Here is a 21096-nt window from a genome sequence, read left to right as displayed (position 1 = left end):
ATGTCGGGCGGTGAGAGCGTGTGAGCTTCTGGGAGTACCTGGACAACCGTCACCAGCAGCTGCTCACCGATGCCTGGCAACACGCCAGCGTCGTCTTCCAGTGCATGGTCGTGGCGACCCTGCTGGGCGTGCTGATCGGGGTCGTCTCCTACCGCAGCAACTGGGGCGGCGGCCTCGCCACCACCGCCACCTCCACCATCCTGACCGTCCCCTCGCTCGCCATGATCGGTCTGCTGATCCCGATGGTGGGCCTGGGCGTGCCGCCGACGGTGATCGCGCTGACCCTGTACGGGCTGCTGCCGATCGTGCGGAACTCCATCGTGGGGCTGCGCGGCGTCGACCCCGCCCTGGTGGACGCGGCGACGGGCATCGGGATGTCCCGGCTGACGCGGCTGGCCCGGGTCGAGCTGCCGCTGGCCTGGCCGCCGATCCTGACCGGGATCCGGGTCTCCACCCAGATGCTGATGGGCATCGCCGCCATCGCCGCGTACGCCTCCGGGCCCGGCCTCGGCAACGAGATCTTCCGCGGTCTCGCCTCGCTGGGCAGCAAGAACGCGCTCAACCAGGTCCTCGCGGGCACGCTCGGGATCATCGTCCTGGCCCTGCTGTTCGACGCCGCGTACGTCCTTCTCGGACGGCTGACGATTCCCAGGGGGATCCGTGTCTGACGCCCGGTCCGAATCCCATGGCGCGTCGATCGAGCTGGAGAACCTCAGCAAGCGGTATCCCGGCAACCCCCACCCGTCCGTCGACAGCGTCAACATGGAGATCAAGGCCGGGGAGACGGTCATCTTCGTCGGGCCTTCCGGGTGCGGGAAGTCGACCACCCTGAAGATGATCAACCGGCTGATCGAGCCGACCGGCGGGCGGATCCGGATCGGCGGCGAGGACGTCACCGACATCGACCCGGTGAAGCTGCGCCGCAAGGTCGGCTACGCGATCCAGTCCTCCGGGCTCTTCCCGCACATGACGGTCGCCCAGAACATCGCCCTCGTGCCGAGGATGATCGGCTGGTCGAAGACCCGGATCCGGGACCGCGTGGAGGAGATGCTCGACCTGGTCGGGCTCGACCCCGGCGAGTTCCACGGCCGCTATCCGCGCCAGCTGTCCGGCGGGCAGCAGCAACGGGTCGGCGTGGCCCGGGCCCTGGCGGCGGACCCGCCGGTGCTGCTGATGGACGAGCCGTTCGGGGCCGTCGACCCGATCACCCGCGACCATCTCCAGGACGAGCTGATCCGGCTCCAGCGCGAGCTGCACAAGACGATCGTGTTCGTCACCCATGACTTCGACGAGGCGATCAAGCTGGGCGACCGCATCGCGGTGCTGCGCGAACGCTCGCACATCGCCCAGTTCGACACCCCGGAGGCGATCCTCACCAACCCGGCGGACGACTTCGTCTCCGGGTTCGTGGGGGCGGGGGCCGCGCTGAAGCGGCTCAACCTCAGCCGGGTGCGGGACGTGGAGATCACCGACTACCCGACGGTGACCGTCGACGACCCGCTGCAGACCATCTTCAACCGGCTCCGCTCCAGCGGCACCAACGAGATCCTGCTCCTCGACAAGCGGCGCCGGCCCTACAAGTGGCTGCGCCGCGGCGATCTGATGCGCGCCAGGGGCTCGCTGGCGCGGGCGGGAACCCTGGTCAGCGACACGGTGACCCGGGACGCCACCCTGCGCGACGCGCTGGAGGCGGTGCTGACGGACAACACCGGGCGGGTCGTGGTCACCGGGCGGCGGGGCGAGTACACCGGGGTCGTCGACATGGAGACGCTGATGAACTCCGTCCACGAACTGCTGGAGGCCGACCGGCTGGAGGCGTTGGAGGCGCAGCACGAGCTGGAGGAGGCCCGGGCCGCGCAGACGCACGCGGAACAGGAGGGCCCGGCCGGAGAGGCGAAGGCATGAGCACGCCGGAGCTGGACGAGACTCCCGGGCCGGACGGCGTGCTCGGACCGGACGGCGTGCTCCGGCCGGAGCAGGAGGAGACCGCGGTCCCGCCGCCCCCGCCTCCCCCGCCGTCGCCCCTGCGACGCCTCACCTGGCAGCAGCTGACCCTCGTGCCCGCCTTCATCGTCGCCCTGATGCTCGCGACCTGGCTGTGGTTCGTGCAGGCGGACCTGGACGCGATCTCCAGGAACGCGCTGTCCGACGGGCAGGTGTCGAAGGCGCTGTGGCAGCACGTGGAGCTGACGGCGATCTCCACGTTCTTCGTGCTGATCATCGCCATCCCGCTGGGCGTCCTGCTGACCCGCCGGGCGTTCCGCAAGGCCACCCCGATCGTCATGACCGTGGCCAACATGGGTCAGGCCACCCCGGCGATCGGGCTGCTCGCCCTGCTGGTGATCTGGCTGGGCACCGGCATGAAGGCCGCCCTGATCGGCATCATCGCCTACGCCATCCTGCCCGTGCTCTCCAACACCGTCGCGGGGCTGAAGGCCAACGACCCGACGCTGCTGGAGGCGGCGCGCGGGATCGGCATGTCCCCGACAGGCGTGCTCAGCAGGATCGAGATGCCGCTGGCCGTCCCGCTGATCCTGGCCGGCGTGCGCACCGCCCTCGTCCTGAACGTCGGCACGGCGACCCTGGCGACCTTCGGCGGGGGCGGCGGACTGGGCGTGCTGATCACGACCGGCATCACCAACCAGCGCATGCCGGTGCTGGTGCTGGGCTCGATCCTCACCGTCGCCCTGGCCCTGCTGGTCGACTGGCTCGCCTCACTGGCCGAAGTGCTGCTGCGGCCACGAGGGCTGGAGGTGGGCCGGTGAAGCGCCCGATGGCCGGAGCGGCACTCGCCCTGGCGCTGCTCGCCGGCTGCGGGCTGACCAGCGGCTCGCCCATGGTCGACGACGTCTCGCCCGGCTCGATCGGCCGCGGCGAGCCGCTCAAGGGCGCCCATCTGACCGTGACGTCCAAGTCCTTCACCGAGAACCTCATCCTCGGCGCGATCATGGGCATCGCCTTCGAGGCGGCCGGCGCGGACGTCCTGGACCGCACCGGCATCCAGGGCTCCATCGGCTCGCGCGAGGCGGTCCGCAAGGGCGACGCCGACGGCATGTACGAGTACACCGGCACCGCCTGGATCACCTACCAGGGCAACAGCGAGCCCATCGCCGACCCCCAGGCGCAGTGGCAGGCCGTGCACGACGCCGACCTGAAGAACGGGGTGACCTGGCTGCCCCCGTCCCGGCTGAACAACACCTACGCGCTGGCGATGAACCAGGCCGCCTACAAGAAGTACGGCACGAAGACGCTGTCGGAGGTGGCCGCTCTCTCCAAGTCGGACCCCGGCGCGGTGACGCTGTGCGTGGAGAGCGAGTTCGCCAACCGGGCGGACGGACTGCCCGGGATGCAGAAGGCGTACGGGATGAACGTGCCGCAGTCCAAGATCACGCAGATGGACACCGGGATCATCTACACCCAGGTGCAGAAGGGGAGCTGCACCTACGGGGAGGTGTTCACCACCGACGGGCGCATCAGGTCCATGAACCTGGTGGTGATGGCGGACGACAAGAAGTTCTTCCCCAACTACAACGCGGCGCCCGCCATCAACTCGAAGACCTTCAAGAAGTGGCCGGCGATCGCGGAGGTCCTCAACCCCGTCACGAAGAAGCTGACCAACAAGGTGGCGCAGGAGCTGAACGCCAAGGTGGACGTCGACGGGGAGGACCCGCACCAGGTGGCGCTGGACTGGATGAAGAAGGAGGGGTTCGTGAAGTAGGTGAAGCGGGCCCGCTGTCGGCCCGGTCAGCAGGCGGGGACCGAGCCGGTCCCCTTCTCCAGCGCGACCAGCGAGCTCACCGCGCCCTTGAGCGTGGTGACCGGGATCAGCCGCAGACCCTTGGGCAGCTCGGACTTGGCGTCGCCGCACTCGTCCTTCGGCACCAGGAAGACGGTCGCACCGTCCCGCCGGGCGGCCTGCGTCTTCAGGGCGACGCCGCCGACCGCGCCCACCGTGCCGTCGGCCTCGATCGTCCCCGTGCCGGCGATGGACCGGCCGCCCGTGAGGTCGCCGCCGCTGCCGTCGCCGTCGAGCTTGTCGACGATGCCCAGCGAGAACAGCAGCCCGGCGCTCGGGCCGCCGACGTCGGACAGCTTCAGCGTGACCTTGATGTCGTCGTCGGAGAGGTTCAGATACTTCAGCGCGGCCTCGGTCGCGGCGTCCTGGGACTGCTCCATCTGCTCGGTGTTGTGCTGCTCGATCTCCTTCGTGCTCTCCCCGCTGGGGTAGACGGAGTCGCGCGGCATGATCGCCTGGTCGGTCCGGAACCAGCCGTCGATGACATCGCCGAGGCTGACGTCCGTGTCGGGGTTGGTCGCCTCGATCGTCGTCATCCGCAGCTGCCCGCTGGTGTCCCGGGTGGGCGCGCCGGAGATCGTGATCACCTGGGCGCCCTGGTTCTCGCCGAGGACGTTCGCCGTCATGCCCGGCTGCGCCACCGCGAACGGCAGCGGCGCGAACGCGGCCGTGGCGAGCAGCGCCACGACGGGCAGCGCGCAGACGACGAGGGCCTGGGGGCGTGAAAGGCGTGAAAGCACGGCCCCAATCTAACGCGCCCCCGCGTACGGCCCCGCGGCGGCGGCAGGCCGCGTGCGGGCCCGACGGCCGGCGGCCGCCGTCGCCCGGCCACGGACGGCAGTGCATGGCGGACGTGCGCCGTCGCCCGCCGCGGTCCGCGCTGCGTGGCCGACGGCCGCCGTCACCCGACCGCAGGCCGCGGCGCATGGCCAACGGCCGCCGTCACCCGACCGCGGGCGGCGGTGCGTGGCCGACGGTCGCCGTCGCCCGACCGCGGGCGGCGGTGCGTGGCCGACGGTCGCCGTCGCCCGACCGCCGGCGGCGGTGCGTGGCCGACGGTCGCCGTCGCCCGACCGCGGGCCGCAGTGCGTGGCCGACGGTCGCTGTCGGCCCGCCGCAGGCCGCGCTGCGTGGCCGGCGGTTGTCGTCGCCCGGCCGCAGGCCGCAGGCCGCGGCGCGTGGCCGACGGTCGCTGTCGCCCGCCGCGGGCCGCGGCGCGTGGCCGACGGCCGTCAGCGCCCGGCCGCGGGCGGCGGTGCGTGGCCGGAGGCCGCCGTCACCCGGCCGTAGGCGGCGGCGCGTGGCCGACGGCCGGGCCGCAGTGCGTGGCCGGCCGTCGGCGCCCGGCCCCGGGCCGCAGTGCGTGACCGACGGCCGCCGTCACCCGACCGCAGGCCGCGGCGCGTGGCCGACGGCCGCCGTCACCCGACCGCAGGCCGCGGCGCGTGGCCGACGGTCGCTGTCGCCCGCCGCGGGCCGCGGCCTGCGGCTCCGTTCAGCGCAGGGCCTCTGCCACCTCCCGTGCCGCGTCCACGACCCGGGGGCCCACGCGCTCCGGGACCGCGTCGGCGAGCATGACCACGCCCACGCTGCCCTCGACGCCGGTCACGCCCAGCAGCGGGGCGGCCGCGCCGCTCGCGCCGGCCTCCAGCTCGCCCTGGGTCAGCGTGTAGCCGGGCTCGTTCTGCGGCGGCGCCGGCTTCTGCCGCGCGGAGAGAATCGCCCGGCCGGCCGCGCCACGGTCCAGCGGATGCCGGAACCCGGCCCGATAGGCGACGTGGTAGTCCGTCCAGGTCGGCTCGACGACGGCGACGGCGAGCGCCTCCGTCCCGTCCACCAGGGTGAGATGCGCGGTCGCGCCTATGTCCTCGGCCAGCGAGCGCAGCGCGGGCAGGGCGGCCTCCCGCACCAGCGGATGCACCTGCCGGCCGAGCCTGAGCACTCCGAGACCGACCCTGGCTCGCCCGCCCAGGTCACGCCGTACGAGTGCGTGCTGCTCCAGGGTGGCGAGCAACCGGTACACGACGGTCCGGTTCACACCCAGTTTGTTGGAAAGTTCGGTGACGGTCAGCCCGTGGTCGGTGTCGGCCAGCAACTTGAGGACCTTCAGTCCTCGATCGAGCGTCTGGGAGGTCTCCGCGGTCACGACTCCCACTCCTTAAGTGGTGAGGTCGGCAACCTCCGTCGCGGCGGATGCGTCACCGAGTCCCGTCAGTGACGCGCTTCAGAGGCCGCCGATCGACAGATGGGCCCGGCGTGTCCGGGCCCAGTCGCTTCACGGCTGCGCTCCGCGGCGGCGCTGCCACGGGGCGTGTGCGTAGCGGGACAGTAGCGAAGCAGGTTCGCTGAGCGGAAGGCTCCGTCCAGAATCCGGTCATTGGCCGGTATGGACTACTTGTATTTATCCCGATACGTACGGAGCGTGACGGCACCCCATGCGCCCCCTCCGTCACAGGTACCGGTACGGGGCGAGGCGAGGGCGGGGCGGGGGCGAGGCGAGGGCGAGGCGGGGGCCTCACTTCATCCGGGTCGCCCACTCCTGCACCTTGGCGATGCGCTGCCGCAACTGGCCCCCCGTCGCCTCCGCGCTCGGCGGGCCGCCGCACACGCGCCGCAGCTCGGTGTGGATCACGCCGTGCGGCTTGCCGCTCTGGTGGACGTACGCGCCGACCATCGTGTTGAGCTGCTTGCGCAGCTCCATCAGCTCCTTGTGCGAGACGACCGGCCGCCGCTCGGCGGGCAGCTCCAGCAGATCGGCCTCGGCGTCCGGCCGCTTCTTGCTGTGCGCGATCTGCTTGGCCTGCCGCTTCTGCAGCAGCAGCTGGACCTGGTCGGGTTCGAGGAGCCCCGGGATGCCGAGGTAGTCCTGCTCCTCCTCGCTTCCCGGGTGGGCCTGCATGCCGAACTCGGCGCCGTTGTACATCACCCGGTCGAAGACGGCGTCGGACTCCAGCGCCTCGAAGGCGAACTGCTCCTGCTCGCCGGTGTCCTCGTCCTGCTCCTTGTTCGCCTCGTCCATCTCCTGCTCGGACTCGGCGTACGGGTCCTCCTCGCCCTCCTTCTTCGGCTTGTCGAGGGCGTGGTCGCGCTCGACCTCCATCTCGTTGGCGAAGGTGAGCAGATCGGGCACGGTCGGCAGGAAGACGGAGGCGGTCTCGCCGCGCCGCCGGGACCGCACGAATCGGCCGACGGCCTGGGCGAAGAAGAGGGGGGTGGAGATGGTGGTGGCGTACACGCCGACGGCCAGCCGGGGCACGTCGACGCCCTCGGACACCATCCGCACCGCGACCATCCACCGGTCGGTGCCGGCGCTGAACTCGTCGATGCGGTTGGACGCGCCGGTGTCGTCGGACAGGACGACGGTCGCCTTCGACCCGGTGATCTCGCGGATCAGCTTGGCGTAGGCGCGGGCGGAGTCCTGGTCGGAGGCGATGACGAGCGCGCCGGCGTCCGGGATGCCCTTCCTGACCTCGGTGAGCCGCTGATCGGCGGCGCGCAGCACGCTCGGCATCCACTCGCCGCGCGGGTCGAGGGCCGTCCGCCAGGCCTGGCTGATCGCGTCCTTGGTCATCGGCTCGCCGAGCCGGGCCGCGATCTCGTCGCCGGCCTTCGTCCGCCAGCGCATCTGGCCGCTGTAGGAGAGGAAGATGACCGGCCGCACGACGTTGTCGGCGAGCGCGGACCCGTAGCCGTAGGTGTAGTCGGCGGAGGACCGCCGGATCCCGTCGTTGCCCTCCTCGTACGTCACGAAGGGGATGGGGTTGGTGTCGGACCGGAACGGCGTGCCGGTCAGCGCCAGCCGCCGGGTGGCGGGCTCGAACGCCTCCAGACAGGCCTCGCCCCAGGACTTGCTGTCACCGGCGTGGTGGATCTCGTCGAGGATGACCAGCGTCTTGCGCTGCTCGCTGCGGTTGCGGTGCAGCATCGGGCGGACGCCGACGCCCGCGTACGTCACGGCGACGCCGTGGTAGTCCTTGCTGAGCGGCCCGGCGCTGTACTCGGGATCGAGCCGGATCCCTATCCGGGCCGCGGCCTCCGCCCACTGCTTCTTCAGATGCTCGGTCGGCGCGACCACGGTCACCTGCTGCACGACATGGTGGTGCAGCAGCCAGGAGGCGAGGGTCAGCGCGAACGTCGTCTTGCCGGCGCCGGGGGTGGCGACGGCGAGGAAGTCGCGGGGCTGCTCCTGGAGATACCTCTCCATCGCCCCCTGCTGCCAGGCACGCAGCTTGCTGGCGGTACCCCAGGGGGCCCGGCCGGGGAAGGCGGGGGAAAGGTGGTGGGAGTGCGACGAGGTGTTAGCGGCGGTGGTAGTCACGGTCTCCGTGGGTGGTCGAGCGGCTCGGCTACGTATGACAACCGGGCCACCCTACCGGCGGCCCGGTCCTGTCAATGTGCGTACGAGGCGGGGTGCCCGGGGATGGGACTCAGCTCACAGCATCCGCAGGGGTCAGCGCGCGAAGCGCGGCAACCGGGCGGCGATCTTCGGCACGTCGAGGGCTCCTTGGCAGACATCGAGGACGAACGCCTCGGCCTCGTCCACGTCGAACTCCGCGTCCAGCGGATGTCCGTTCATGTGCAGGAAGACCCAGGTCGTGTACCAGGCGATGCGCTTGTTCCCATCGATGAGGGCGTGATTGCGGGCGAGGGACTCCATCAGCGCCGCGGCCTTCTGCCAGACGTCCGGATAGGCGTCCTGCCCGAACACGCTCGACTGAGGGCGCGCGAGGGCCGAGTCCAAGAGCCCGAAGTCGCGCACGTCGTCAGCCCCGAGCCGCTTCGCGAGGTTCAGCAGTTCGGGCAACGTGAGGTAGTGCATCAAGCGAGCCTGCGGTTCAGCTCGGCGCTCGCCTTCAGTACGTGGTCAGCGGCCTCGTTGAACAGTCTCGAATGCTCGTTTATGGCCGCGATCACGGCGTCGTGCGCGAACGCCTGCATGCTGCGCCCCTCCGCTGCCGCACGTTCGCGCAGCGCGTCGAGCTCATCGTCCGAAAACCGCAGATTCAGTCCAGCCATGCCTCAACGGTACTGCGTGGTACCAGATGGTGTCACCGCGATTCCGCCCCGCAACCGCGTAGTCACCCACGCCCCGAACAACGCCACGCCCGCCATCGGCAGGAAGACGGCGACGAACGCGGCCGGATGCGCGGACCCGCCGGCCGTCGCGGCCGCGTCCGTGACCGTGTGCGAGACGGCGCCCCCGCCGAGGGCCGCGAAGGCGGCTCCCCCGACGGCCAGCAGCAGCACATTGCACAGCCCGTCCGAGATCTGCAGCGCGGCGGAATTGGCCCCCGCCTTCTCGGGAGCGGAGAGCTGCAGCAACAGCACGCTGGTGGAGGAGATGACGAGCCCCATCCCGAAGCAGCCGACACCCCAGGCGACGGCCACGATCCAGGCCGGCACGGAGTGGATCAGCACACTGGGCGCGGCGGCGATGGCCGTCGCGGTCAGCACCATCCCGAGCGCCATGAGCCGCTCCCGGTACGGCTCCACCCGCGGCCGCGACTGCACCCACGACCCCAGCGCCCAGGTCCCCCCACCGGCGGCGAGCGAGAGCCCGGCCAGGGTCGGGCTCAGCCCCCGCTGCGTCACCAGCATCAACGGCACGAAGGAATCCGCGGCGATGAAGGACCCGGCGGCCACCCCGCGCAACAGCACGACGGACGGCAGCCCCCGGGCAGCCCGCCAGGTGCCACGCGGCAGCAGCCCGAGGGCGGCAGGCGCGAGCAGCGCGACACCGGCGGCGGCCGGAACCACCGAGACGGGCTCCAGATCCTGGGCGGCGTACTGCAGCAGCCCGGCCCCCAGCGAGATCCCGAGGGCGAGCCGAATCCGCCGCCGGTCGAAGCCCGCCCGGGCCGCCCCCGCCACCGGCCCGCCCGCCCGCCGCCGTATCTGCGGCAGCGCGAGCGCCAGCGGAGCGACGACGAGGACGGGTATCCCGAGGAACACCCACCGCCATCCGAGCCGCTCGGTCACCGTCCCGGCGACCAGCGGCCCGACGACGGACGGCACCACCCAGCAGGCGGCGAACGCGGCCATGATCGCGGGCCGCAGCCGCTCCGGATAGGCGCGCCCGACGACGACGTACAACGCGACGATCACCAGCCCGCCCCCGAGCCCCTGCACGGCCCGCCCGAGAATGAACACCCACATGACCCCGGCGCTCCCGGACAGCAGCAGCCCGGCCCCGAAGGCGACGATCCCCCCGCCCAACGCCCCGAGCGGCCCGTGCCGATCCGACCACTGCCCGGCGAACACCATCCCGAACAGACTGGTCGTGAAGTACCCGGAGAACGCGAACGCGTACAACGACACCCCGTCGAGCTCCCGCGCGGCGACGGGCATCGCGGTCCCGACGGCGGTGGCCTCGAAGGCGATGAGCAGCACGACGGAGACGATCCCGACACTGAGCGCCCGATAGGCCCGCCCAAGAACGCTCTCGGGGTGACGTTCCACGGCGGAGGAAACGGGGTCGTCTGCGACACCGGCGTCGCGGGGTTCGAGGGCAGCCATGGCCGCCAGCGTAAGGTTCACCACCGCCGTTGACGCCTGTCCGAAGACGGGACTGCACCCAAGACCTTGGTCGTAGGCCTACGGCACCGCTCCACCGCTCCACCGCTCCACCGCTTCATGAACGCCGTATGGCAGTCCCATTGCAGCGCGCCCGCGCCCCTTGAGCCACGTCCGAACCGCCCCGTACGGTCGACCTACCAAGTCCGGAACGGGGCCTCAACCCCCCACCCCCGACCTGGCCGTGTGCCCGAGTGGTTCAGGGACTCGCCTGCAAAGCGAGTTACGCGGGTTCGATTCCCGCCACGGCCTCTGTATGCCTGACCAGGCAAAACGAATGGGCGGCACCTCTCCGGGTGCCGCCCATTGAAGCTCTCCGTCTCAGTTCCCGTCTCGATTGAGCCCCGCCGGCCACGCACGCGGCAGCGCACAGTCGCCAGCATGCGGAGCTGCCAACCCCACCACGGAGTGGCCCCAACCAACCACCCTCCCGTCCACCCCATCGGGGTCAGACTTGCGGAACTTGCCACACAGGGCTCCCGGCCGTGCTGAGATTTCAAGGTGAAGAGACGCATTGTCACCATATCGATCAGCGCGATATCTGCGGCCCTCCTGCTCGGCACGTTCATCCTTCTGCTCTGGAAAGGGCCTTGGTGGGCAGACGGGTCCCAATTTGGACGCGGCCTGACACCTGGGGAGGGGGCGGTCGTTACAGGATTTCGAACGACGATAGTCGCATTCGGCGCGGGAATCCTTGCAGCGGGAAGCCTCGCCTACACCCACCTGAACCACAAACAGAGTCGCGAGTCATTCCTCAAATCCCAAGAAAACTTCACGGAACAAGCCGAATTGACGAGAGAGTCACTACGTCATTCAGAAAGAAATTCCACCCAACAGGCGGAGATTAGTCGTGAAGGGCAGGTCACGGAAAGATACGTCTCAGCAATCCGCCTCATCGCTTCAGATAATCAGACAGAGCAACTTGGAGGCATCTACTCTCTTGAAAGAATTATGCGAGACTCCACAAAGGATCACGACACCGTAGTTGAGGTGCTAGCCGCTTTCATAAGGCAACACGCCAAGATAGATTCCGAAAGGATACTCTCAAGCGACCCCGTGCAAGCCGCGCTTGACGTTCTGGCGAGACGCCCCGAGAGGGAAGAGCCGTTCGACATTGATCTACGCCGAACCACCCTGACAGGATGCACCATCAGGAACGCAGATCTCCGCAGGCTCAATCTATATATGGCAGATTTGACCGATGTCGTCTTTCAGGAATGCGATCTCTCGTTCTCTAATATCACCCAGGCAAAGATTGTGCGATGCCGATTCAGCAAATGCACGCTAAAACGAGCAGAGCTGGACTACTCGGAGGTCACCGAAACCTCATTCCTCGGAGGTGAAGCACACGAACTGTCTGCCGTAAGCACGGAATTCACAAGATGCCGATTTGGCCATATGGACCTAGACCGTGCTTTCTTCGAAAGCGCGATCCTTCATCACACAAACTTCAGAGGGAGCAATTTGGAGAGAGTCGACTTCGGCGATGCATGCTTGTTCGGAGTTCACTTGTCCCCTAGAGCAAATCCACCGCTCAACTCGCTACTCGGGGCTCACATTTTTAAATCGACAACGCTGCCGAAAGCACTGCACGGGAACCCTGAGATCGAGGCACGAGTACGTCGAGTGGAAGACGAATGGGATGACAGAAAACACAGCCACTCCACGGACTCATGAAATCCGAGAAATAACGCTCACGGATCGAGGGATGTAGCAGGCACCACCCAAAAGGCGATGCCCGCTCTGATCCAAAATCTCAGTTGGTCGGTACGGGCACGCCAGCCTCACCTTCGTCGTCATCGTGCGGCCGATCCGCCTCGGGCTTCCAGATCAGGCCGTCCACCTGCTTCGCAATGTCCGTCCGCACGGCATCCACCATGTGCTGATAGCGGGCAGCCATGGCCGTGGTCGACCACCCCATGAGGCCCATGACTGCCCGCTCGGGGACACCGAGGATGAGTAGGACCGTGGCGGCCGTGTGGCGCGCGTCGTGCAGCCGACCGTCCCGCACCTTCGCCTCAGCCAAGAGATCCTTCCACTCGGTCCAGTCCCGACGGTGGGACGGACTACGGCCGTGTTCGTCCGGGAAGACGAGGCTGTTGCCCTCCCATCGCTTCCCAGCCCGTTCCCGCTCCGCTTCCTGCGCCTTGAGGTGCGCACCGAGTAGGTCAACAAGCTGTTCGGGGAGACCGACCGCACGACGCCCGGCGCGGGACTTGGTGGTGGACAACTCCGGGTTGGTTCGCCGCCGCTCCGAGCAGTACCCGGCCGCCTTTCGTCCGCAGGGCTCCGCGCACCCGTGGGCGTACTGCGGCCGGTGACGACTACGGCGGACAACGAGGAACCCACCCTCAAGGTCCACGTCCTCCCACTTCAGCCCCAACACCTCGCCCTGGCGCAGTCCGAGGGCGAGGGCGACGGCCCACCGGGCGGAGTTGCGATGCCGGCCAGCGGCCTTGAGCAACCGCTGCACCTCTTGGACGCTGTAGGGCTCCACCTCGTACTCCCCCGTCTTCGGGGCCTTGGCCAACTGAACGGGGTTCTTGCCGAGGTGCCCTCGCCGTACGGCTTCATTGAGGGCGGTTCGGAAGGTGCGATGCACCTGGTGCGCGGTCCCCGGCTTGCTGCCGTTGGCCTGCATGTTCGCGTAGAACACCTCGATGTGCTCGGGCTTGAGCCGGTCGAGACGGTGAGCCCCCAAGCCGGGGATCAGGTGCTTCCGCACGGCGACGCGGTACCCGACCATGGTGTTGTCGTTGACGGCGAGGGGCGCAACGTTCTCGACCCAGTGCGTCAGCCATGTCCTGACCGTCCACGCCTTGCCCGGCTTCCGCACCGTCTTGGCGTCGCGCTGCTTCTCCAACTCGCGTACAGCTGCCGTCACTTCGGCGCGGCTCTTGCGTTCGACGTGACGGCGATCCGGTGTGCCGTCGTCGCGGATGCCGACCGTGACGCGGCCGTGCCACTTGCCGTCCTTGCCCAGGTAGATGGAGCTACGGCCGTTGGGCTGTCGACTGCGCTTCTGTTCCTCTGCCACAGGCAGACTCCTGTTTCTCGGTGTCGGGATGGGGACCGGGGCGGCGGGCTGTCCTGTCCGGGAGTGCCGCCGCCCCGGGCGTCGTCAAGCGGCGCGGTGGGCGGTGCGGAGACGGGTCACATACGCTGCCGGCGCGTCGACCGGGACCCTGCGAAGACCGCCGACCATGACGGACTCCAGCTCTCCGGTACGGATGAGCGCGAAGCATGTCGTCCGGCCGATGCGGAGTCGGCGGGCGGCCTCTTCAACCTTGAGGAGTACGAGGGTCGCGTCGTCGTCGGCGGGGGCGAGAAGGGTGGGGTGTTCGTCCAATGCTCACTCCGTGGGGCTGAGTTCATGGGCAAGTGCCGTCGCACAAACCGCAATATCCGCAGAAAAACCGGGGATGGTCTCTGACCTGTGGTGATGCGGTGTGCGGGTGGTGGCGGGCGGTGCTCCGCAGAAACCCGCGATATTCCGCAAAAATCAGGGGCGGCCGGTCGCCGGTCCCAGCTCGGGGGTGGTGCTCGGTTTTTTGCGGAATATCGCGGGATTGTGCGGCGGCTCCCTCGCCGGTGTGGCGCGAGGGTCCCGCCGCAGGTCAGCGGGGGGCCCTGGCTTTTCTGCGGATTTTGCGGTTTGTGCGGGAGGGGTTGAGGGCGCGGCCAGTGGTCACCGGCCGCCGTCCCGCAGGGAGGGGTGGGCGAGTAGGCGGGGCGCGGGGGGCCTGCCGCGCTTGCCGGTGCGCTCGGGTTGGTAGGACCGCAGGTATCCGTGATCTTCCAGCAGCGCGAGGGCGGGTTCGAGATCGGCGACGGTCGGTACCTCGCTGCGAGACAGGGCGGTGAAGACGTCCCGCCGGCTGACGTCCTCCCACCGGTTGTCCCTGACCGCGTCCAGCACGCTACGGGCCCGGCCGATGACCGGGTCCGCCCCCATGGCGTCGAACACGGCGAGGGCGTGGGCGGTGTAGTACTCCCCCAGCTCGATGGCCGCGCGCATGGTGTCTTCGGTGATCGGGTGGGTGTAGCCGTTGCCGCCGTGTTCGGCGAGGTGCAGCAGCGCGGCCATGCGGGCGGTGGCCCCGGCGAGTTTCGCGGCCCAGTTGGTGATGTGGCCCAGCTTGCCGCCGCGCTTCTTTAGCTGCGGTTCGACCTTTTCCTGATAGGCGATCAGGGCCGCGTCCGCCCCCGGAGTGAGCTGGATGACGGCCGGGTCGGTCCATTCCGCGAGGGACAGGGTGAGGTCGATGACCCGCGCGGCGTAGGTGGCGGCCGTCTGCTCGGGGATGGGGTCGGTGACGACCTTCCGTTCGCCGACCATGGACTTGGGCAGGGAGAACAGGAAGCGTGCCAGGAATCCGCGTCCGTCGAACCCCTTCACCTTGCCGATGTCTTGCAGCACTTCGGGCTGCACGGCGAGCCCGATGGTCAAGGCGGGGGCGTCGATGTACTCGCGGCGGGACTGCCGGTTGACCCTCAGTCGGTCCCCGGCATGCCCCTTGAGGAACGCGTCCATGTTCGGGGCCCCGGAGTAGCGGCCCGCGATGATGTCGAAGATGCCGCCCTCCGCGCTCATCACCGACAGCCGACCGCCCTGCTCGGCCATGAGAGAGGTAACCGTCTCGGGTGTGGAGTCGTCGGCCAGCAGCACGGGTTCAGCCGGGACGGTGAGCGTGCCGGCGGTCTGCGCGAGACCGACGGCGGTGGCCACCATCTCTTGCCGCTTGTCGTCGTCGGCTGACGCGGCACGGGCGGCGGCTTTGTCGGCCGCCTCCTTAGCGAGTCGGGCGGTCACCTCCGCCTCGACGATGGCGGGCTGCATCGCGGCCTTGAGCTGTTTCTCCGCGTCGTAGAGAGGATTGGTGAGCAGGGCGAACACGGCGGACTTGCGGTTACCAGGCGGGAGCGCCACCACGGTGTAGAGGTTGGTGGGCTCGCGCCAGTTGCCGCGTACGTGGACCACGGACCGGCCGCCGGCCGCCGTGGCGAGCACGGCGAGGGCGATCGATCCGGCGAGATCCACCGGGGTCTGCGTCTCTTCCGCGACGGCCGCCACGAACTCCCCCATCCATGCGGGGAAGACGTGCGCGGGGAACGGCGCAAGCTCGCGCCGGCCGGTGAGAGGCATGGGATCCTCCCACACGTCGGGTGCCGCGTCGTCCTCGCCGGTCGGCTCTTCCAGGGCGGGCAGTCCGACCCACAGGTCGTTGTCCACAGGCTGTGCATTCACGCTGCCGCCCTCCCTTCGGCGGTGGTGGTGTGCGGGCAGACGTCGACGCGGACGCGGGCGGTCAGTCGGATGACGGCGGCACGACCCCGGGCGCGTTCGTGATGCCCGCACGCGCAGACCCAGTCCGCGACGGTTACGCCCTCGCACCGGACTTGGAGCCCCGGGGTGATGCCGGTGACGGTGACCATGTGCGGGTCAGAACCAACGGCAGAAAGGACGCCCTTGCGGGCGGCGACCTTCGGTTCGCCCACGGTCGGCCGTGACGGGCCCTGTACGGCGCTCTCAGGGCCGTTTGTGGGACTATGCGGCACATTGTTCATGCGGCACGCTCCGAGGCCGCCTCAAGGCCGTTGGCCACGGCGCGGCGTGCGTAGGCCCCGGGGACCCCAACGGAGACGGCGACGGCCACGATCTCTTCCCCGATCACGGCCAGTCCGCACGGGCCGGGGCACCGGGCGTGCTGAGCGGCGAGGAACCGGGCGACGCCAAACGCCTGTGATCCGGCACCGGATTCGGCGCGGGCCCGTACGAGGGCGAGGCCGCGTTCCAGGCCGGTGCGGACGTAGCGCTGAGTGTGGCGGCACCCGGCGGCCACGTTCCGGTCCCAGGTGGCGCGGGTCGGGAGGGAAGAGTCCACCTCGCTGCGCGAGAGGGTGGTGTCTTCCTTCACCGCGAGGGCGCGCACGGCCGTCGGCAGGTCGACCATGCGGCCGGTGCCGGGACCGAGCCAACGGGCGTACTGCATGAGCGACTTGACGTCGACCCCGGGCCGAACGGCGTTCGCCGACCGCATCACGCCCCGGTAGAGCCAGTGCTGGCCGCGCGTCGTGGGCACGGTGCGGGTGGCGGGCAGGGTCTCGAGGGCCCAGGCGACAGCCGCCGCGTTGTCCAGGTCCACGACGGTCACCCCCGCCCCGCCGGGGTGATACGCGACGGCCACGGCGTGACACCATGCCGGGGCCCATGCGGGCGAGGTGAGGGTGTGCGGGTCGGTGGTGGCGGCGGCCCATCCGTGGCAGGGCGCGGGACACCAGCAAGGGCCCGCCGCCTTCATGTTGGGCCGGTCACCGCAGGCGCTGTCCTTGCAGGTGCGGCAGTTGCCGAACGGGGCCTTGCCCTGCCGCAACGGCAGCGCCGGGACACCGGCCGCCGCGAGGGCGAGGGCGACGCGCAGGGGTTCGGGCGTCGCGCTCATGAGATCAGCCCCACGACAAGAGCCCGTCCCGTTCGAGTGGCCGGGACCATGAGGCCCTCGCTGAAAACACGCGGTTCGGTCATGCTGTAGGTCTCCTGTTCTGCAATGTCGGGATCGGAGACCGTGGGCGGCGGGCTGTCCTGTCCGGGAGTGCCGCCGCCCACGGGCACAGCTATCGGCCGTCGGCGACCATGAGCGCGTACTGCTGACGGACGTAGGCGCGCGGCTCGCAGTCCGCGTGCGCGTCGTCCAGCTCGACCAGGAACTTCGCGGCCACGTGGGCGGTGTCGTCGTCGCGGCGGTCGGCTCCCTCGCTGAGCGCGATGCGGTCGAGGACGGCGGCCTTGCGCACGTAGTACTCCCGCTTCAACGCGGTGTAGCACTCGGCGTCGTTGAGGGTGCGGGCGATCCAGTCCAGTTCGCTGTGGATGCTGGGGGCGGTGGCGTACGCCTGCTCGGCGTCGGGCCACACGTCAGCGTGATCGGCGTCGAGGTAGAGGCGCTGACGCTTGCCGCCGCGGGCCGTGTGGACCGTGACCCGTCCGGTCTTGAACGCCTTCTCCAGGACGTCGGTGACGCGGTCGGAGTCGGCGGGGTCGCAGATGATCCTGATCTCGAACACAGGCGTTCCTCTCGGGGTCAGAAGGGCGGTTCGTCGCTGTAGCCGTCGGTGCCCCACGGGTCGCGCCCGATAGAGCGGCGGCGCAGCCACCGGGGACGGCGACGCGGCAGGGGAAGCAGGGTCATGCGGCGGTTCTCGTCCCAGCAGGGGCAGGGGTCCCATTCGGTGCCGGCGTACTCGCCGTTGTGGTCGCCGTAGTCGTAGGCGTGTCCGCCCTCGCCCCGGCAGTCCGAGCAGTCGGGGCGAGGGGTGTCGGTCAGGACCAGCGCGCGGCGCGGCCAGTCGGAGACCTGAATGCGGAGTCGGAGCACGGGTGTTGTTCTCCCTTGTCAGCCGTAGAACTTGTTGCGCTTGATGACGGCCTTGCGGATGTTGACCGTGGTCCCGCCGCCGTGGCCGCGTCCGCCGAAGATCTGCACGGCGACCCACCCGCCGAACACGACGGCCGCGAGGATGACGAGCTGCGTGACCAGCGCCGTGAGCGCGGTGATGAACGCGGTCAGCAGCAGCAGCCCGCCGCACACGGCGAGGAAGCCGACGCCTCCGAGGGCGACGTTCACCGCCGCGCGGGAGACGGCCGGCTTGGCGGCGACCGGTTCCGGCTGGACGGGGTTCATGGCGTAGCCGGTGACGACGCGGCCGTCGGGCAGGACGACGCTCGCCACGGTCGGGATGCCGCCGGGCTGCACGGGAACGAGCGGGACGGTGTGCGCGGGGGCGAGCGGGGTGGGGCGGTGGACTTCCACAGCCGCCGTGTCGTGCCCGGACGTCCGGCCGTACAGGGTGGGTTCGTTCATGTCCTGGTCTCCGTTCTAGCGGCCGACGTCGTTGAGGGCGTCGGCGAGGGCGGTGACGAGTTGGTTGACGGTGTCGGCCGCGTCGGTGCCGGCGAGGTAGAAGCCGAAGAGGGCGAGGGCGACGGCCGCGCCGGCACCGACGGCCTTGGAGCGCAGCAGCAGGGCAGCGACGACGGCGAGCAGCAGCACGAGCGGGACGGTGAGGACCACGGGCGTCTCCGAGGGGGTCAGCGGGTGCCGGCGCGGTAGGTGCGCGCGGCGCGGTTGTAGATCCAGCGGCCGACGCGTATGCGCTTGCCGGTCGCCTGGCAGCGGCGGCAGTCCTTGCCGCGCTTGAGGCGTCCTTTGCGGTCGGTCTTGAGGTCGTGGCCCATGCCGTCGCACTTGCGGCAGTCGCCGAACGGGCTCAGCCAGCACTTGACGCCGTAACCCAGGGTGACGATGAGGAGGCATGCGGCAGCGAGGAGGGGAAGGCTCATCAGGTGCCTCTCGGAGGGGTTGAAGGGGGTTTCCGCAGGTCGGCCGCTATCTGCTAGCGGCCTGATCAGGGGCGGTTTCAGTTGCTAGCAGGGTTGCTACCGGTAGCGACGCCCGCCGCTACCGGTAGCAGGGTTCGGGACCTATCCGGCGTCCCTCTTGTCGTTGCGCTGTGTAATCGCGGCGGCGACGTCCTCGCGCTTGATGCCGCGCTTGTTGACCTGCTCGCCGTCGATGCGCCGGCTGATCTGCCCGGTGCCGACGCCGAACGGCTTGAGCGCTGCGGTGAGCGCTTCGGCCTTGGGCTTGGCCTCCATCTGCGCCCACGGGCCGTAGACATCGGGGCGCAGGTCGGCGAGGCGGTCGACGATCGTCTCGGACCACACCTTGGCCTCGCCCTTGCCGAGCACGGCCGCGACGTCGTCCAGGATCGTCGCGGACGTCTCCGGGGCCGGTGCCTCGCCCACCGCGTCCCCGGACAGCGTGCCCTCGGCCTCGCGCAGCGCGGCGGCGCGGGTCAGGACGCGTTCGGCGTCGCGGCCGTCGGCGAGATAGGTCCGCACGATCCCCGAGTCATCGGACATGCCCTTGAGCAGACCGACGCCCTTGTGGGACTTCAGCAGCTTGGACGCGTCCAAGCCCTCGCTGTACGAGCCGGCACCGAGGATGGTGTCGGAGACCTGGTAGGCACCGACGCGCAGCGCGAACCGGGCCTGATGCTGGTCGCGCAGCTCCGAGGGGCACGCCTTGTCGTCCGGCTTCTGCGTCGCCGTCATCACGCTGACGCCCACCGCGGGGGCGACGCGGGCGAGGTAGACCAGCAGGGACAGGATCTCCTTGCCGTGCTCGGGATGGGTCAGGTACTCCTGCACCTCGTCGACCACGAACAGCGTCAGCGGCATGTTCAGCTTCTTGTCCCGGCTGATCTCCGGGGTCAGCTTGCCCTCCGGGCAGATGTGCAGCGGCAGTTCGGACAGCCGGTGATAGCGGTCTTCGACGTCCGCCTTCAACTCCCGCAGCGAGGTCAGCAGATGCTGAACCGGGTCGACCCCGTTCTTCGGGACGATGCCGAACCCGATGCGGTGAGCGACCTTGACGAACGTGCGCCAGTCCGGCGACGCCTTCCCGTCGAACACGTACAGCCGCACGTGCGGATCCAGCGCGGCGGCCAGGGCGATGGTGCGGGCGGAGAACGTCTTGCCCTGCCTGGGCACCGCGCCGACCAGCAGCGACAGCCACAGCATCGTGGCCATGACCGGGTTGCCGCGCTCGTCGACGCCCCACGGGAACGGCTTCCAGAAGTCCACCCGCGTCGCCCCCAGCAGCGGCGACTTGCCCGACGGCACGGCGAGCGGGTCACGGTCGGCGATCCAGTACGACACCCGCCGCCCGCTGCTGTCGTCCTTGTCCAAGAACAACTGCGTCGGGGCGATGTCCATGCCGGACGCCAGACGCGCATGGGCGTTCAGGGCGTCCTCGAACGTCTTGCCGTACGGCAGGTCGACGACCACCCGCCACCCGTCGCCGTCCCGCCCGATCGGACGCGGGAACGAGATCGACTGATCCTTGCTGGTCAGCCGCGCCACCTCGTGCGCGCGGATGACGATGTCCGAGGACAGCTTCCGCTTGCGGAACGTCACCTTAGCCATGTCGATCAGCGGCCGATCCGCCGGCGCGCCCACGATGCCCAGGGTGGTGGTCAGCGCGGCCACGGACAGCAGCAACAGCCAGGACGGGGCCATGACGTAGAGGGTCAGCGCGGCGGCGAGGCCGATGAACCCTCCGAGCGCGGCGACGATCCCCCGCAGCCTGACCCGGTCGTTGCGCTGCCGGGACAGCTTCAGGTAGTCGGCCGCGTTCTCGTCGGCGACGGCGGCGAGCCTGAGGGGCTTGCCCTCGGTGTCGGCCACCCACCGGCCGACGGCGGCCGACCAGCGCCACGCGCCGCGCGGCGAGTACATGCAGATCTTCGGGGTGTAGACCAGCGGCAGGCGTACGGCGTGGTAGCCGGCCACGGCGGTGTAGTGGCGGACGGCCCACTTGCGGACGGCCGTGCGCTGGTCGGGGAGCTTCACCCAGTCCGGCAGGACCGGCAGACGGGCCTTGTCCCTGGCCTCCATCCACTCCGCGACCGAGGGCGGGTAAACCTCGCGGGGCGGGTCGACCGCGACGCCCTCGGTCAGCCCGTCGGCCTCCGGGTCGTCGGCGTCGGGGAGTTCGGCCTCCCACTCACCCGGCTTGGCCTCGCCCTCGCCGGACGCGGCCGGGCCGGTGGTCTTCTTCAGCGGGAACGGCAGCACGTCGGCCGTCGGCCGCTCGGTGCCCTCGGGGTCCCCGGTGGGCGTGAACGTGGTGGTCTCGGACACGATGTAGGTGCTCCTTTTTGGA

General features: G+C 69.9%; 22 protein-coding genes and 1 tRNA gene. 6 read left to right on the top strand and 17 right to left on the bottom strand.

The genetic code is table 11. From position 1 onward, the window contains the following. The first annotated feature begins 20 nt into the window (after positions 1 to 20). Genes ACWCPF_RS03200 through ACWCPF_RS03185 form a run of 4 tightly spaced genes read left to right on the top strand, consistent with a single transcriptional unit; the run spans position 21 to position 3718 of the window. Positions 21 to 668 carry an ABC transporter permease gene (locus ACWCPF_RS03200; RefSeq protein WP_451043214.1) on the top strand — a complete coding sequence of 216 codons (648 nt, stop codon included), beginning with the start codon at positions 21 to 23 and terminating at the stop codon, positions 666 to 668. Further along, positions 661 to 1905 carry a betaine/proline/choline family ABC transporter ATP-binding protein gene (locus ACWCPF_RS03195; RefSeq protein WP_451043213.1) on the top strand — a complete coding sequence of 415 codons (1245 nt, stop codon included), beginning with the start codon at positions 661 to 663 and terminating at the stop codon, positions 1903 to 1905. The genes ACWCPF_RS03200 and ACWCPF_RS03195 overlap by 8 nt, the downstream gene beginning before the upstream one ends. Continuing rightward, positions 1902 to 2765 carry an ABC transporter permease gene (locus ACWCPF_RS03190; RefSeq protein ID WP_451043212.1) on the top strand — a complete coding sequence of 288 codons (864 nt, stop codon included), beginning with the start codon at positions 1902 to 1904 and terminating at the stop codon, positions 2763 to 2765. The genes ACWCPF_RS03195 and ACWCPF_RS03190 overlap by 4 nt, the downstream gene beginning before the upstream one ends. 8 nt (positions 2766 to 2773) lie before the next feature. Next, positions 2774 to 3718: a glycine betaine ABC transporter substrate-binding protein gene (locus ACWCPF_RS03185; protein ID WP_451043476.1), complete on the top strand. Its 945-nt coding sequence runs from the start codon at positions 2774 to 2776 to the stop codon at positions 3716 to 3718. A 26-nt stretch (positions 3719 to 3744) separates the two neighbouring features. On the opposite strand, the gene ACWCPF_RS03180 is transcribed toward ACWCPF_RS03185, so the two are convergent. The 6 genes from ACWCPF_RS03180 to ACWCPF_RS03155 all read right to left on the bottom strand — a co-directional run bounded on the left by ACWCPF_RS03180 (position 3745) and on the right by ACWCPF_RS03155 (position 10312). Further along, on the bottom strand, positions 3745 to 4536 hold the full coding sequence (locus ACWCPF_RS03180; protein WP_451043211.1) for a YlbL family protein: 792 nt from the start codon (positions 4534 to 4536) through the stop codon (positions 3745 to 3747). 755 nt (positions 4537 to 5291) lie between these two features. Beyond that, on the bottom strand, positions 5292 to 5942 hold the full coding sequence (locus ACWCPF_RS03175; protein ID WP_451043210.1) for an IclR family transcriptional regulator: 651 nt from the start codon (positions 5940 to 5942) through the stop codon (positions 5292 to 5294). 369 nt (positions 5943 to 6311) lie between these two features. Beyond that, entirely contained in the window at positions 6312 to 8114 is a 1803-nt protein-coding gene (locus ACWCPF_RS03170) for a DEAD/DEAH box helicase (protein WP_451043209.1), read from the bottom strand. A gap of 132 nt (positions 8115 to 8246) precedes the next feature. Beyond that, positions 8247 to 8615 carry a type II toxin-antitoxin system death-on-curing family toxin gene (locus tag ACWCPF_RS03165; protein ID WP_451043208.1) on the bottom strand — a complete coding sequence of 123 codons (369 nt, stop codon included), beginning with the start codon at positions 8613 to 8615 and terminating at the stop codon, positions 8247 to 8249. Next, positions 8615 to 8812 (bottom strand): hypothetical protein, encoded by a 198-nt coding sequence (locus ACWCPF_RS03160; RefSeq protein WP_371660291.1) that lies wholly within the window; start codon positions 8810 to 8812, stop codon positions 8615 to 8617. Before ACWCPF_RS03160 ends, ACWCPF_RS03165 begins: the two co-directional genes overlap by 1 nt. Positions 8813 to 8815: 3 nt before the next feature. Continuing rightward, positions 8816 to 10312, bottom strand: a complete 1497-nt coding sequence (locus ACWCPF_RS03155) for an MFS transporter (RefSeq protein ID WP_451043207.1) — start codon at positions 10310 to 10312, stop codon at positions 8816 to 8818. Positions 10313 to 10549: 237 nt separating this feature from the next. On the opposite strand from ACWCPF_RS03155, the gene ACWCPF_RS03150 reads away from it, so the two are divergent. Further along, positions 10550 to 10621, top strand: a tRNA-Cys gene (locus tag ACWCPF_RS03150). 249 nt (positions 10622 to 10870) lie between these two features. Further along, a complete protein-coding gene (locus ACWCPF_RS03145) occupies positions 10871 to 12046 on the top strand; it encodes a pentapeptide repeat-containing protein (protein ID WP_451043206.1) in 1176 nt (391 codons plus the stop codon). 79 nt (positions 12047 to 12125) lie between these two features. Here the strand turns inward: ACWCPF_RS03145 and ACWCPF_RS03140 are convergent, their stop codons facing one another. From ACWCPF_RS03140 to ACWCPF_RS03090, 11 genes are all read right to left on the bottom strand, one after another. Further along, the gene (locus tag ACWCPF_RS03140; protein WP_451043205.1) at positions 12126 to 13406 is read right to left on the bottom strand and encodes a tyrosine-type recombinase/integrase; all 1281 of its coding nucleotides are present in this window, start codon (positions 13404 to 13406) and stop codon (positions 12126 to 12128) included. An 84-nt stretch (positions 13407 to 13490) separates the two neighbouring features. Then, positions 13491 to 13718: an excisionase family DNA-binding protein gene (locus ACWCPF_RS03135; RefSeq protein WP_451043204.1), complete on the bottom strand. Its 228-nt coding sequence runs from the start codon at positions 13716 to 13718 to the stop codon at positions 13491 to 13493. Positions 13719 to 14057: 339 nt separating this feature from the next. Beyond that, entirely contained in the window at positions 14058 to 15602 is a 1545-nt protein-coding gene (locus tag ACWCPF_RS03130) for a DUF3987 domain-containing protein (RefSeq protein ID WP_451043475.1), read from the bottom strand. Positions 15603 to 15613: 11 nt separating this feature from the next. Next, positions 15614 to 15805 carry a hypothetical protein gene (locus ACWCPF_RS03125; RefSeq protein ID WP_451043203.1) on the bottom strand — a complete coding sequence of 64 codons (192 nt, stop codon included), beginning with the start codon at positions 15803 to 15805 and terminating at the stop codon, positions 15614 to 15616. A gap of 128 nt (positions 15806 to 15933) precedes the next feature. Then, a complete protein-coding gene (locus tag ACWCPF_RS03120) occupies positions 15934 to 16812 on the bottom strand; it encodes a bifunctional DNA primase/polymerase (protein WP_451043202.1) in 879 nt (292 codons plus the stop codon). 172 nt (positions 16813 to 16984) lie between these two features. Further along, positions 16985 to 17434, bottom strand: a complete 450-nt coding sequence (locus ACWCPF_RS03115) for a hypothetical protein (RefSeq protein ID WP_451043201.1) — start codon at positions 17432 to 17434, stop codon at positions 16985 to 16987. Positions 17435 to 17451: 17 nt separating this feature from the next. Further along, positions 17452 to 17745: a hypothetical protein gene (locus ACWCPF_RS03110; RefSeq protein WP_451043200.1), complete on the bottom strand. Its 294-nt coding sequence runs from the start codon at positions 17743 to 17745 to the stop codon at positions 17452 to 17454. Positions 17746 to 17763: 18 nt separating this feature from the next. Next, on the bottom strand, positions 17764 to 18231 hold the full coding sequence (locus ACWCPF_RS03105; protein ID WP_451043199.1) for a hypothetical protein: 468 nt from the start codon (positions 18229 to 18231) through the stop codon (positions 17764 to 17766). A gap of 15 nt (positions 18232 to 18246) precedes the next feature. Continuing rightward, positions 18247 to 18441, bottom strand: a complete 195-nt coding sequence (locus ACWCPF_RS03100; RefSeq protein WP_451043198.1) for a hypothetical protein — start codon at positions 18439 to 18441, stop codon at positions 18247 to 18249. Between the two features lie 17 nt (positions 18442 to 18458). Further along, a complete protein-coding gene (locus tag ACWCPF_RS03095) occupies positions 18459 to 18710 on the bottom strand; it encodes a hypothetical protein (protein ID WP_451043197.1) in 252 nt (83 codons plus the stop codon). Positions 18711 to 18851: 141 nt separating this feature from the next. Further along, entirely contained in the window at positions 18852 to 21074 is a 2223-nt protein-coding gene (locus ACWCPF_RS03090; protein ID WP_451043196.1) for a cell division protein FtsK, read from the bottom strand. Between the last annotated feature and the right edge of the window lie 22 nt (positions 21075 to 21096).

Source organism: Streptomyces sp. NPDC001858 (assembly GCF_053594615.1).
Note: the sequence above shows the minus strand (reverse complement) of the source record. Positions and strands in the feature narration are given on the sequence as shown.